The sequence below is a fragment of the Providencia sp. PROV272 genome (assembly GCF_049901975.1).
GTDB classification, from domain to species: domain Bacteria; phylum Pseudomonadota; class Gammaproteobacteria; order Enterobacterales; family Enterobacteriaceae; genus Providencia; species Providencia stuartii.
On sequence record NZ_CP096291.1, the window covers coordinates 2,860,185 to 2,874,538 of the forward strand.

At 42.2% G+C, this 14,354-nt stretch carries 11 protein-coding genes; 3 read left to right on the forward strand and 8 right to left on the reverse strand.

Translation table 11 applies throughout. The annotated features are described in order from the left end of the window. Positions 1-176 precede the first annotated feature (176 nt). Together M1E93_RS13225 and fabA are read left to right on the forward strand one after the other, a co-directional pair. On the forward strand, positions 177-1,913 hold the full coding sequence (locus M1E93_RS13225) for an AAA family ATPase (RefSeq protein WP_036943637.1): 1,737 nt from the start codon (positions 177-179) through the stop codon (positions 1,911-1,913). Between the two features lie 86 nt (positions 1,914-1,999). Continuing rightward, entirely contained in the window at positions 2,000-2,518 is a 519-nt protein-coding gene (gene fabA / locus M1E93_RS13230; RefSeq protein WP_004918201.1) for a bifunctional 3-hydroxydecanoyl-ACP dehydratase/trans-2-decenoyl-ACP isomerase, read from the forward strand. 125 nt (positions 2,519-2,643) lie between these two features. Here the strand turns inward: fabA and rmf are convergent, their stop codons facing one another. From rmf to rlmKL, 6 genes are all read right to left on the reverse strand, one after another. Beyond that, positions 2,644-2,814 carry a ribosome modulation factor gene (gene rmf / locus M1E93_RS13235; protein WP_014657943.1) on the reverse strand — a complete coding sequence of 57 codons (171 nt, stop codon included), beginning with the start codon at positions 2,812-2,814 and terminating at the stop codon, positions 2,644-2,646. A gap of 433 nt (positions 2,815-3,247) precedes the next feature. Next, positions 3,248-3,805, reverse strand: coding sequence for a membrane integrity-associated transporter subunit PqiC (gene pqiC / locus M1E93_RS13240; RefSeq protein WP_004918199.1), 558 nt, complete (start codon positions 3,803-3,805; stop codon positions 3,248-3,250). Continuing rightward, positions 3,805-5,454, reverse strand: a complete 1,650-nt coding sequence (pqiB, locus tag M1E93_RS13245) for an intermembrane transport protein PqiB (protein ID WP_004918196.1) — start codon at positions 5,452-5,454, stop codon at positions 3,805-3,807. The genes pqiC and pqiB overlap by 1 nt, the downstream gene beginning before the upstream one ends. Beyond that, the gene (gene pqiA, locus M1E93_RS13250; protein ID WP_071599643.1) at positions 5,451-6,725 is read right to left on the reverse strand and encodes a membrane integrity-associated transporter subunit PqiA; all 1,275 of its coding nucleotides are present in this window, start codon (positions 6,723-6,725) and stop codon (positions 5,451-5,453) included. Before pqiA ends, pqiB begins: the two co-directional genes overlap by 4 nt. A 35-nt stretch (positions 6,726-6,760) precedes the next feature. Continuing rightward, positions 6,761-8,668, reverse strand: a complete 1,908-nt coding sequence (locus M1E93_RS13255) for an ABC transporter ATP-binding protein (protein WP_004918188.1) — start codon at positions 8,666-8,668, stop codon at positions 6,761-6,763. Positions 8,669-8,680: 12 nt separating this feature from the next. Further along, positions 8,681-10,789 (reverse strand): bifunctional 23S rRNA (guanine(2069)-N(7))-methyltransferase RlmK/23S rRNA (guanine(2445)-N(2))-methyltransferase RlmL, encoded by a 2,109-nt coding sequence (rlmKL, locus tag M1E93_RS13260; protein WP_004918187.1) that lies wholly within the window; start codon positions 10,787-10,789, stop codon positions 8,681-8,683. A 99-nt stretch (positions 10,790-10,888) separates the two neighbouring features. Here rlmKL and M1E93_RS13265 point away from each other — a divergent pair, with 99 nt between their 5' ends. After that, positions 10,889-12,004, forward strand: a complete 1,116-nt coding sequence (locus M1E93_RS13265) for a YcbX family protein (protein ID WP_104873367.1) — start codon at positions 10,889-10,891, stop codon at positions 12,002-12,004. A 99-nt stretch (positions 12,005-12,103) separates the two neighbouring features. Here M1E93_RS13265 and M1E93_RS13270 read toward each other — a convergent pair whose 3' ends face one another. Continuing rightward, positions 12,104-12,649 (reverse strand): cell division protein ZapC, encoded by a 546-nt coding sequence (locus M1E93_RS13270; RefSeq protein ID WP_426206988.1) that lies wholly within the window; start codon positions 12,647-12,649, stop codon positions 12,104-12,106. A gap of 297 nt (positions 12,650-12,946) precedes the next feature. Then, the gene (gene pyrD / locus M1E93_RS13275) at positions 12,947-13,957 is read right to left on the reverse strand and encodes a quinone-dependent dihydroorotate dehydrogenase (protein ID WP_014657940.1); all 1,011 of its coding nucleotides are present in this window, start codon (positions 13,955-13,957) and stop codon (positions 12,947-12,949) included. Positions 13,958-14,354: the final 397 nt, after the last annotated feature.

Here is a 14,354-nt window from a genome sequence, read left to right on the forward strand (position 1 = left end):
AAAAATGAGCCGCCGCTAATGTACTAAAGTCTGTGAGTCGTACATATGTATGTCGTCAATAACGGGGCAGCCTACAATAAAAAGAGTATAAAATATCCAAACCAAATTCAGGCATACGCGCCCTGCTCACCGACAGGCATTTTACTTATAATCATATTAATAGCAGAAAAATTATAGTGATCAGTCAAGAACTAACATGGCAAGGCCTAATACCTGACCTAACGCCTTACCAGGCAAACTTTGTTTCTTCAGATACCCTGACTCCTGCTTCTTTGTCAGAAATCCAGCCAAGGCTATTTGATAGCATTGAGCGCTTTATCAAAGAGAATTCACGGACTCGATTTATGTTTATCAAGTCCGACGACAGTGAGCATTATCTAGCAACATTTGCTGAGGCGATCCGCCCTTTACTGACCCCATTTTCGCCCATTAATGGTGATTATCAACTCACTGAAAATAAACTTGCTTTCAAATGGTGTCCTGAAATTGAGGGGCGCTTCTCAAGCCGAGCAAATATTGCCTGTCGCCATTGGATTGAGCCGGAACAACTGTTTGGGTATATCACACCATCATTACATCCAGTGCCGGGTTTATTACATCACGTTAATGGTGGAGTATTGATATTATCGGCATCATCATTGGTCTCTCAACCCCTGATGTGGCAGCGGCTACAAAATATGATAGCTCGCCGCCAATTCGAATGGTTGCCTTTCTCCGATAATCAACCATTACCGATTGAAATTGAACCTCAGCCACTCGATATCAAGTTAATCATTGTTGGTGACCGGCTTGAGCTTGAAGAGTTTGAGTACACTCACGCAGATCTCTTTGAACATGCTATTTATGGGGAATATGAACCCATAATGTTCTTTGATAATGAAGAACAACTCGCCTTGTGGATGCGCTATATAAAATCAATTATTAATGCTAACCATCTCCCCGAAATCGCACCTGATGGTTGGCCTACGTTTATCACTCAGGCAACACGGTTTTGTGAAGATAAATTTAATCTGCCTCTTGATACACAGTGGCTAGCCCGCCGATTGACGGATGCCTCTCACTATCAGTCAGGCAACTTAATGGACGCCAATGCCTTTAATCAGGCTGTGGAAAACCGCCTATGGCGCCATAGTTTCCTGACAGAACGTTCACAAGACGATATTCTGCAAGAACAGGTTTTTATCAAAACCGAAGGCGAAGTGATAGGACAAATCAATGGATTGTCCGTCTTGCACTATCCTGGGCACCCAGAAGCGCTGGGAGAGCCTTCGCGCATTACCTGTGTCGCCCATTTAGGTGATGGGGAATTTGTCGATGTTGAACGGAAAGCCGAGCTTGGCGGCAACATTCATGCTAAAGGCATGATGATCATGCAAGCTTATTTAAATTATGAGCTAAAATTGGAGCAGCCTCAGCCATTCTCAGCCTCGATTGTTTTTGAGCAATCCTATGGTGAAGTTGATGGCGATAGCGCCTCTCTTGCCGAACTTTGTGCGTTAATTAGTGCATTAGCGCTCCAGCCTATCGATCAGCAAATCGCCGTCACCGGTGCTGTCGACCAGTTTGGTTATGTGCAGCCTATAGGTGGTGTAAACGAAAAAATCGAAGGCTTCTATGATATTTGTGCTCAGCGTGGTTTAACAGGGCAACAAGGGGTAATTATCCCAATGGCTAATGTGCGCCATCTCTGTGTCAAAGAGGCTGTTGTCAATGCCGTACAAGAGGGGCAATTCCATATTTGGCCTGTGGAGCATGTTGCTCAAGCGATCACATTACTCACTAAGCAGCCCTATTTTGAGCAGCAAGCTGAAGGTGATAACGTACACCTGTTAGCTTTAATTCAAGAACGCATCAATCAAGCAAATTCACCCGAAAAACCAAAACTTCCATGGTTCCTAAAATGGCTTGGTTGAATAAAAAAATATCAGATCGGAGTTGTTCAGCGTACAAGTGTAAGCTATCCTGTATTCTTAAACTTAATTAAGGCTATCAGAAGAACATGGTTGATAAACGCAGTTCCTATACAAAAAGTGATTTAGAAGCTTCTGGAAGAGGCGAATTATTTGGCGAAAATGGGCCTCCATTACCTTCAGGTAATATGTTGATGATGGATCGTATCATCACCATGACTGAAGATGGTGGTACCTTCAATAAAGGCTATGTCGAAGCTGAATTGGATATCAATCCAGACTTATGGTTCTTCGGCTGCCATTTTGTTAATGACCCTGTTATGCCTGGCTGTTTAGGCCTAGATGCCATGTGGCAACTCGTTGGTTTCTACCTCGGGTGGCTCGGCGGGGAAGGCAAAGGTCGTGCTCTTGGTGTTGGTGAAGTAAAATTCACGGGCCAAGTACTTCCAACGGCTAAAAAAGTGACTTACCGTATCAATTTTAAACGTGTTATTAACCGTAAATTGATTATGGGTCTTGCCGATGGTGAAGTACTGGTTGATGGTAAAGTCATTTACGTGGCTAATGACCTAAAAGTGGGTCTATTTAAAGACACTAGTGCTTTCTGATCCCGCACCTAAGCGCTAAAAACTAAAACCTCCGCAATGGCGGAGGTTTAAAATTTGTTTGAAGTGAATTAAAAAACCGTTTATTTAGGTTCTCTAACGAATAAGTTAGGCTTTGTTCTGCCTGATTATGCAGAGAGAATCGCCCTGTCCTCCATGGCTTTACGCCAGCCTCCTAACCAGTGCGATCGTGCATCTACAGATTGGTAGGGGCACAATTCTTTAGAACGACCTGCTATACCTGCTTGATAACCTCTTGATAAAGCTCTTTCTAAACGGTCTCGCTTCTGTCTTTTCATGCCTTACTTCCCTCATTGTCTAAAATGGAAAAGAAAACAGCACCTAAGCCCTTCATAGCGTTAAGTTAAGTCACTAGTGGGATTCCGCTCACCGACCCTTTCTTGATACTTAGGGATAGCTTGCCTTGCCACTCACAGACAATTCAAACTATGTAGGGGATCATCTCATTTAGGTACACTATAGAAATACAGCCGACAGATTAGAAAATCAAGTAAAGAATTTCATATAAATGTCATAAATGCTATAAATGTGATTTATATTTTCAAATTATGACAACTCGTTGATTTTAAATAAATTAATATCAATTTTATTATATGTATTTATATTGAAATATTTTATAATTGAATGATATGCAACCAATTTTATAAAAAAATGCACCTTAGCCAATGACGGCGTAAGATGCACTTTATTGATGAAAATAGTGAATATTACTTAAGATTTATTGGCCTCTTTAGCAATCTCACTCGCAACTTGCTGCCATCCATCAGCCAGCGTACGGACTAATTCTGGATAGCCATCTTCTTTTTGTTCAAGCTGTATATCGAAGTTACGACGGATGATCTCTTTGCCACGCGACAAAGTCCAGAACCCTTGAACTAATACCTTGCCATCGTAGCGGCCATTAAAACTTGTTAGCGTAATATCCAATGTGTCCGGCGAATTCTGCAAAGGTTGTAATGAGACTAAACGCCCCGGCAACGCAGAAGACAATTCACTCACCATGGATTGTCCTAACTGTTGTTCTAATGGGCTAGCCCATAAATGGGAGCTAGCATTATTGTAACTGACATCTGACGTTTGGTAAGTAATACCATTTGATGTCAGAACATCCGCCAGCATGATGCGCTGTAACCAAATTTGATTTTGTTGCCCCATCACAACCGCACTTTGTGTTGCCGGCGATTTCACCGGCAATTGGTAATACACTTTTTCAGGGGTGCTGCTACAAGCCGCCAGCATTAAAACAAATATCGATATCAGATATCTCATTATTTTTTCACTCCTTTCGGTACAGGATCCTTAGACGGCTCAGCTTCGAATACCAAGGCATTACTCTTATTATTCAAAGTACGTAACAGTGGCTGAACTTCCCTAAGCACCTGATCTAAACGTTGCATATTATCGACCATCTTATTATATGCAGGAGACCCCGGCTGGAACCCTTGCATCGCACGGTTCATTTCATTCAACGTTTTTTGCAAGTCTTGAGGGAGTTTCTGGAACTCTTTACTTCCCATCACTTTATTTAGCTCAGCGAGCATAACTTGCGCTTCTTTGATCGTTTTTTGCCCTTCAGCCAACGTTTGAGTCGTTTGATTCAGCATAGGCTCAATCGGCATCGCATTGATTTTATCCAGCACAGAAATCACTTTTTGCTGAATTTGCGCTAAGCCACCGCTCGTCGTTGGGATGACTTTATAACCAGCCACCACAGTTGGCCCTTTATATTCAGGCACATTAGGCACAAAGTCGAGATCAACAAACAGTGCCCCTGTTAGCAAGTTCCCAGATTTTAACGATGCACGAAGCCCATCCTTCATCGCTAATTTCAACTCATTTTTCAAGTTAAAATCAGCACCAACATCTTTTGCAAAACGCTCAGGCTCAATATGAATTAATACAGGAATACGGAAATCGTTATCCAGTTTTTGGTCGAGGCCTTTGGTATAGAATGGCACTTGAGCGACCGTTCCTAGGCGAATACCACGGAACTCCACCGGTGCACCAGGCTGTAGCCCACGTACTGAGTCAGAGAAGAACAGAACGAAATCTTGGTATTCAGTATACAGAGAGTTTTGAATACTACTTTGGTTATCAAAGAGTTTAAATTCTGTATTTTCTTTTACACCTTCCCCCGGCGCCCAGCCAGCAGGTACATCAAAGCTTACGCCTCCTGTCAGCAAGGTGGCAATAGAGCCAAGCTCAACATGGATCCCTTGCGATGACATATCAAATGCAATACCACTGTCCTTCCAAAAGCGCACATTCGTACTAATTAACTTATCATAAGGTGCGTTGATGAACAGTTGATAGCGCATATCACGCTTACTCATGTCGAAATTACTGGTTTCAACTGAGCCAACACGGTAGCCTCTAAACAGTACAGGGTCGCCTGGATTGAGTTGTCCAGCGCGGTCACTCACCAAGATAACGCGGATCCCTTTCGCATCCGGTGAGGCTAAAGGCGGCGAATCAAGCAGTGTAAACTCGTTATGCTCCTTTTTAGAGTTACCGGGTTGTAATTCGATGAAAACTCCCGAAAGCAATGTGCCTAATCCTGTCACACCTTCACGGCCAATTGTCGGTTTTACGATCCAAAATGCAGAATCCGCACGTAGGAGATCTTTCATATCGCTATTTAAGCGTGCTTTGATAACAACTCGACTGAAGTTGTCATCCAGCGTCACGCTTTCAACAATACCAATATCCACACTACGGCTCTTGATTTTGGTTTTACCCGCTTCAATGCCTTCTGCATTGTAAGTAATTAATGTCACTTCAGGGCCTTGATGGCTGAAGTGATAAAATAGTATCCAAGCACCAATGAGAACAGTAACGATAGGGATCACCCAAACAGGTGACCAACTTTTCAATTTACTGATTTTGGCATTGGCCTGTGGTGTTTCTTGTTCACTCACCCGATGGCTCCTTCTTGTTCAACAACTTTTACCGCACTTTTCTTTTCACAACGATCCCATGTTAATCGAGGGTCGAAAGTCATCGCAGCAAACATCGTTAAAATCACAACGACACCAAAGAAAATAACGCCCTGTGCAGGGACGATACTCATTAATTGCCCCATTTGTACCAATGCGGCCAAAATAGTAATGACAAACACATCGATCATTGACCAACGCCCCACATACTCCACCAATTCATAAATAAAGTGCATTCGATGTGGGTCTCGGTTGCCATAACCTTGAGAGTCAAGACATAACCACGCGATACCTATCATTTTTAACGAGGGCACCATAATACTGGCGATAAAAATAATTAATGCGACAGGATAAGAGCCATCCCCCCACAATAATATCACGCCGTCCATAATCGTTGAGTCCATATCGCTACCCAACATATTGGTCGTCATCACCGGTAAGACATTCGCTGGAATATATAGGAAAAACGAGGTCAATAGCAGCGCAACTGTCCACTGTATACTTTGATGCTTACGTACGCTACCACGAGCGTAACAGCGCGGGCATTGGGATTGTTCCGCCGGTAAGATAGCCGTGCACACTAGGCACAGCCTTACGTTTTGGCTGATCCCAGTTCGCCCTACTTCTAATTTATGAGCTAACTTAGGGGCTGCTTCAATTTTGTTCCACATCCAATGCCGGTCAAGGCATTGAAATGCCCTAACTTGCAAGAGGCAAAATAGACAATACGGCAAAAAGCTTAACCCAACACCAATGTCACCATAAGCAATCAGTTTTACAAAGCTAACCAGAACCCCTGCGAGGAAAATTTCCGCCATACACCAAGATTTCATTTGAAATAGGATACGGCTGATCCACACTTTGATTCTTTTTGGAACATACACTTGTAATCCCAATAGTATGATTGTCACCATACAAAAGGCAGGGATGACTAATGAAAATAACAGAAAAAAGAGGGCTAAGCTGCTGTAACGCGTTGTCGAAATAATCTCGATAATTTGAAATATAGAAATTTCATTTTCAATCCCAGCCGCACTCATTTTGACAAATGGAAACATACAAGCGACGAGCAGCATAATTAATGCGCTAAACGCATACGCTGCCGGCTGCTTGTATGGATAGCGCCACTTTGACACCAACACTGTATGACAGCGTGGGCAGGTTGCTTTAGTCCCCTGTTCTAATTCAGGTACCGCAACCAGCATGTCGCATTGTGTGCACAGCACATGTTCATGAGACTCATGAGAGCACAAGGTGATTCGCCCCTTCTTATTTCCTGAACGATAAACTAGCCATTTTTCAGTAGCTCAAGCTCTTGCCAGCGGTCAAACGCCTGCTCTAGCGCTTGTTCCTTTTCAGCTAATGTATTTAATGTTTTTTCGGTTATATCGTGAGGCTGGTTGAAGAAATCAGCATCACCAATCGCCGCTTGAAGTGCTTCAATTTCACCTTCTAGCTGTTCGAGCTTCGATGGTAATTGTTCTAATTCACGTAGTAAATGGTAGCTTATCTTATTATTTCGCTTTGTAGGTTCTTTTACCTTAGGCGATTTATCTTGCTCCGCTATTTTACTTTGTTGTGAATTTTTCAAGCTCACGGTTTGTGCTTTTTGCTGTTGGGCATCAAAATAGCCTCCAGCGTAACGGTTAATCACCCCGTTACCTTCAAAAATCCAACACTCTGTTACGCTATTATCAACAAATTCACGATCATGACTAACCAATAAAACAGTGCCTTGATAGCTATCGACCAACTCTTCAAGCAGTTCTAGTGTTTCGACATCAAGGTCATTGGTCGGTTCATCGAGGATCAATAAGTTGCTTGGCTTTAAAAATAAGCGTGCAAGTAACAAACGATTACGCTCACCACCAGATAATGCTCGTACCGGTGTCATGGCGCGTTTGGGCGGGAACATAAAGTCTTGTAGATAACCGAGTACGTGGCGTGGTTTACCATTGACCATCACCTCTTGCTTCCCTTCTGCAAGGTTATCCATGACCGTCTTATCAGGATCGAGTGCGGCGCGGTGCTGATCAAAATAAGCGACTTCTAATTTAGTTCCACAGTGCACTCTGCCACTATCTGCTTTGAGATCACCCAACATCAATTTGAGCAGGGTTGTTTTACCGCAGCCGTTTGGCCCAACTAAAGCGATTTTGTCTCCACGTAACACTTGCGCACTAAAGTCTTTAACCAGTACTTTATCATTGATTTGGTAATTCACATTTTCCAGTTCAAAGACAATTTTCCCTGAGCGAGACGCTTCCTCAACCTGCATTTTCGCACTTCCCAGCACTTCACGGCGCTGAGAGCGTTCTACGCGCAAGGCCTTGAGTGCACGAACACGCCCTTCATTACGGGTACGTCTCGCTTTAATACCTTGTCTGATCCACGCTTCTTCTTGGGCCAACTTGCGGTCAAATTCTGCATTTTGCATCTCTTCCACACGCAACGCTTCTTCTTTTGCCACCAAGTAATCATCATAATTGCCCGGCCATGACGATAACTTGCCTCTATCCAGATCAACAATACGTGTTGCCATATTGCGAATAAATGAGCGGTCATGGGAAATAAATACGATACTACCTTGGAAATCTTTCAAAAAGTTTTCTAACCATAAAATGGTTTCGATATCCAAGTGGTTAGTCGGCTCATCAAGAAAGAGGACTTGTGGATTACTCACTAATGCACGACCAAGAGCCGCTTTACGTAGCCAACCCCCAGACAGTGATGACAGTTGAGTATCCGCTGGCAAATCCAATTTTTTCAAGACATCACTGATACGGGCATCCAATAGCCATAAGTTACGGCTATCTAGTACTTCTTGTAATTCAGCTAATTTATTTAAATTCTTTTCACTCGGATCGGTTTCCACCAATTTAGAAACATGGTGATACTCTTTGAGGTATTCTGCCTGCTCTGCTACGCCTTCGGCAACAAAGTCAAAAATCGTCCCTTCAATATTACGGGGTGGGTCTTGCTGTAAACGAGCAACCACGAGATCTTGTTGGTAAAGCAGTTGCCCATCATCAAGAGGCTGCTCTTTAGTTAGGACGCGCATGAGTGTCGATTTACCCGCACCGTTGCGTCCAACTAAACAGACACGCTCATTTTCTTCGATATGAAGTTCCGTGTTATCCAATAAAGGGGCATCACTAAACGAAAGGTATGCACCCGATAAATTAATTAAAGCCATTGATGTTATCCTTTATGCTGCATGGCGGATCAGCCAGCAGTTATGAATCTGACGATTACGAGCAAAATCTTCTGAACGCGTTTTGGCGGTAATTTCTTCTGCTTGTAGTCCTAACGCATTCAGAGCTTCGATATCCATTTTAAAGCCACGCTTATTGTTAGAGAACATGATGGTACCACCACGACGTAACATGCGTTTTAGGTGAGTGATCAACTGAACATGGTCGCGCTGTACATCAAAAGTACCATCCATTCGCTTTGAGTTTGAGAATGTTGGCGGATCAATAAAGATCAAATCAAATTGTTCTGGGCTATTCGCCAACCAGTTTAAGCAGTCAGCTTGGATCAAGCGATGTTGGCGCCCCGTTAAGCCGTTAGCCTGTAAGTTTTTCTCTGCCCACTCAAGATAGGTACGCGACATATCAACTGACGTGGTGCTTTTCGCGCCTCCAAGCCCTGCATGAACTGTTGCGGAGCCGGTGTAGCAGAAGAGATTAAGAAAATCTGCACCACGACTCATTTGTCCTAACATGCGCCGAGCAATGCGGTGGTCTAAAAACAGCCCCGTATCAAGATAGTCGGTTAAGTTCACCAGCATCTTAGCGTTGTATTCTTGCACTAAAAAGAAATCCTCTTTTTGTGCTAGTTTTTCATATTGCTGTTTACCTTTCTGACGTTGGCGTGTTTTTAATACCAACTGGTTAGATGACAGCTGCAATACATTCATCGTCGCCGTGATCACATCAAATAAACGTTGGCGCGCTTTGCGTTCATCCACCGTTTTCGGTGGTGCATACTCCTGTACGACCACTTTGTCACGATAAACATCGATAGCCACATTATATTCTGGCAAATCTGCATCATAGATGCGGTAGCAATCAATCCCTTGCTGTTTAGCCCACTTGCTGAGTTTTTTATGGTTCTTACGTAAGCGATTAGCAAAATCAGGAGAGATTTCACCGACCGTTTCCGACGGTGTTTCTGCCAATAAATAATTTTTCTGTACGCAATCCAATGGGCCATTTTTGGCCTTAAATTCACGTTCAGAGCGTAGTTGTAAGCAACTTAACAGTTCAGGAGAGGCACTAAAAATAGATAAACGCCAACCAGGGAAACGCGCCTTCACAATACGGCCTAATTGGCTATGTAAAGCAATCAATGCAGGCTCACTTTCAAGACGTTCGCCATAAGGCGGGTTACTTAAAATGGTTCCCTTAATGCCTGTTTCAACAGGGTTTTCAAGCATAGCAGCATCGCCATGATTGAAACTCACTAATGTTTGAACGCCCGCCCTACGTGCATTAGAGCGCGCCATATCAAGCACTCGTTTATCGATATCAAAACCATAAAAACGCGATGTTGTCTCTTTTAGGCCTTGACGAAAACGCACTTGCGCTTCCGTGATCAGCTCTCGCCATAATGCAGGGTTATATTTTGACCAAGCATAGAACCCCCAGTGTTCACGGTACAAGCCAGGCGCTCTGTCTGCTGCAATCATAGCCGCTTCAATCAATAGTGTGCCGGAGCCACACATAGGATCGACCAGGGGGGTGCCCTGCTGCCAGCCTGAGCGATTGATAATTGCAGCGGCTAACGTCTCTTTTAATGGCGCTTGCCCTGCCAAATCACGATAACCACGGATATGAAGTGCATCACCACTTAAATCAAGCGCTACACTAGCTTTCTCTTTATTCAAGTAAACATTGATACGAATATCAGGCTGCTGGCGTGCAACATCAGGCCGCTGATCTAATTTACGTACGAAGCAATCGACAATGGCATCTTTAACTTTTAAAGCACCATATTGGCTATTGCGGATCTCTTCGTTTGTACCACTAAAGTGAACTGAAAATGTGTCCTCAACTGAGAATACCTCAGTCCAATCGATAGCTTGTACACCAAGGTATAAATCTAAGTCGCTATAAACATCAAATTCATTCAATGGTAATAAGATACGGGATGCCAGCCTACTCCAGAGTAGACTCTGATACATCACCCGTTCATCAGCCTGAAAATAGACGCCCCCTTGTGCAACTCGGCACTGACTAGCGCCCAGAGCTTCCAATTCCGATTTCAATAGTTCTTCTAGGCCACGAGCTGTGCTGGCAAACAGAGAATTCATAGTATTTTTTACCAATTTGGATGAAAAATTGTTGCGCATTATAGCTAATCTTATGGACTTGTCATAAAGTTGCTCAGCAACAATTATAAGGATTAAATAATGATTACGCTTTCACGCCTTTATACGCACCCAGTCAAATCAATGAGAGGGATACGCCTGTCTCATGCATACGCCGATACCAGTGGGCTAATATTTGATCGCAATTTTATGGTAACAACGCTGGAAGGTAAATTTATCACGGCAAGAAAATACCCTCAGATGTTACTATTTACACCAGCAATGTTAAATAATGGGCTTTATCTCAAAGCACCCGATGGTGAAAGTGTGACGGTATTGTATCAGGACTTTGATGAGAATCAGAGTCCAACTGAAGTCTGGGGCAATCATTTTCATGCACTCATTGCGCCTGAATCAGTCAATACTTGGCTAAGTCGTTATTTTGATGAGCCTGTTCAACTACGCTGGTTAAGTCCTCACTTGTCACGTCGCGTCAAAACCATGCCCGATGTGCCTATGTCGTTTGCCGATGGCTACCCCTTCTTATTAATTAATGAAGCTTCGGTACAAGAGCTACAAAGGCGTTGCCCCGCCAGCATTAAGCTCGAGCAATTTCGCGGTAATTTGATTATCACCGGTGCCCAACCTTTCGAAGAAGATACATGGAAAACGATTCAGATTGGCGATGTCGTTTTTAGCTTAGACAGACCATGTAGCCGCTGTATTCTAACGACTGTTAGCCCTGAAAAAGGCATTAAACATCCACACAGAGAACCATTAGCAACACTACAAACCTTCCGTACCACGGAAAGTGGTGATGTGGATTTCGGGCAAAATGTCGTTATCCATAATACTGGAATTATACGAGTGGGTGATACCGTGACGGTTCTTGAAAAGAAACAACCTAATCAGTATATCCCAAAAGAGCGAGAAACGGATAATAAAGCGAAAACTCCTTCTACGCCATTAAGTACGGTCACAGTCACTTTTGAAAATCATGATTATGAAGGAAATAACCAAGAAGTGATCCTTGAACAATTGGAATCAAAAGGGATCACTTTACCTTATTCCTGCCGTGCTGGTATTTGTGGTCAATGCAAAATAAAGTTGATTGAAGGGGAAGTCACACCATTAAAACAAAGTGCAATTAAAGCGGATGGTTATATCTTAGCCTGTAGTTGCATTCCCAAAAGTACCATTAAATTAGCTTTAAGCTAATTTTCTAACACCATCATCTCAATAATAACGATTATTTTATTGATGGTGTTATTGGCGAATATTAAAGAATATCCATATTAATAGATCATGGACGATCAATTAAATGACATTCTCATACAGTAAGCGATTAGACTTGCGTTTATATTGCCTCATGCGATCATTCATGATCTTAATTGGATCACAAAAGCGTAATTTACGATCAGGCAATTCTAATTGTGCCTCCGCTAATAAACACAAACTTGCCGACGTACCAGCCTCAGCAATAATAAATGTCGCTATATGATGGCTATTTTCTAAACACACTTGAATAAGCTGACCTTGCGCAGGTACTTGAATATCGTGAAAAGGAGAAAAATACCAACTTTTCGGCATTTGCGGTTTTAAAAAGCGAAATGCCACTAAACTGTTCAGTACTAATTCAGCCCGTTCTTCATGAGATAGATTTAATTTTTTAGCCTGCTCATCAAATATATAAAACTCCGCAGCATCTTCAATGCTAAAAGGCATTTCATCATGTGCGAATGCTGTCAGCATTTTTGCGGGAAAACATGAGCGAAATATCATGCCGTTGGCGAGATCTAGCATCACCCTATCATGGTCATGATCAAAATACCAACGCCAATGATCATCGGGTTTTATTATCATAAACGATCCCTTAGCGATTTACCGGTATACTCACCATACTTTAAGTTGCCAATTGAGTCGTGCTCAATTACCCTAGCTGTTGCATTATTTTGCTCTAAGGATTTTTTAAACGAATAATTCGCTTACTGCCTAAAAGCAACTCAAATGAGTTAGAGTATAAATATATTTTTAAGATACTAGCTCAAAATAATTCGATCTTAAAAATGCAAAACAAAATGATTTAAAAATAGACAGCCAACTCAATATAGATTAAAAGGGAGCATAAATAAAGCCCCCTTTAGGTAAATTTACAGTTAACTATATATGGTTCACAATATCTTTTATTAATTTTGGCCCATTATATATAAAACCAGAATAAATTTGGATTAATGATGCACCCGCGTCCATTTTTTCTCTCGCAGCAGTTAATGAGTCTATACCACCCACTCCAATAATAGGTAACTGCCCTTTTAATTCACGAGAAATGATCCGAATAACCTCTGTGCTTTTTAGTTGCACTGGGCGTCCACTTAAACCGCCAGCTTCATTACAATGATTTAAACCTTGAACTAAAGAACGATCTAACGTGGTATTGGTTGCAATCACACCATCAATATTATGTCGAACTAAGCTATCGGTAACTTGGATTATTTCTGCTTCGGTCAGATCCGGTGCAACTTTAACCGCAACAGGAACATATTTTTGATATTTCGATTGTAACTCCAGTTGCTTGGCTTTTATGCCACTTAATAAATCATCCAACGCTTCGCCATATTGCAAAGTGCGTAAACCTGGCGTATTTGGTGATGAAATATTAATAGCAATATAACCGGCATGTGCATAAACTTTATCCATGCAAATTAAATAGTCATCCTTGCCTTGTTCCACTGGGGTGTCTTTATTTTTACCGATATTAATGCCAATAACCCCACCGTAAGTTGATTTTTTGACATTTTCAACAAGGTTATCAACGCCTTTATTGTTGAACCCCATACGATTAATCAGTGCTTCCGCTTCCACTAATCTAAACAATCTAGGCTTATCATTACCTGATTGCGGCCGTGGCGTCACCGTTCCAATCTCAACAAAACCAAAACCCATTGCTCCAAAAGCATCAATACATTCACCGTCTTTATCTAAACCCGCAGCTAGGCCAAGTGGATTTTTAAAAGACAGTCCCATACATTGAACAGGTTTAGTAGCAACAGATTGGCGGAGAAGGAATTTAAGCGGGGAATTATTTAAACATTGAAGCTGCCGAAACGTCAGTTCATGGGCTTTTTCTGGGTCGAACTGGAATAGAGCCTTGCGGGCAAGGTGATATAACATATCCAATAACCTATTTCTGTCTATACCCACCATATTTTAAGTTGTAAGCACAGCGATAACACTTGCTGCCGACACCTCAAACTATTTTGTGTATAAAGCGATTAAAAGACACAATGTTCCGCGCGTCAAAACACTCAACAAATGAAATTTGCTGAGGCCATTTTTAACAGGGATACATTTTCATCCGATAAAACGCGACATAGATTACCCTATTTTACGCCTTTTTTTCTATAAAAAATTCATTTATTCGCTACTTGCAAACCAAAGTTGCCTTAATCGGCAATTGAACCGTTGCTGTCAATGGAATAGCACCGCATACAACCTAATATGATTGCCTGATTTAAAAGAAAAAGCCCTTGAAACGACGTTCAAGGGCTAACAACACAGCTAATATCAG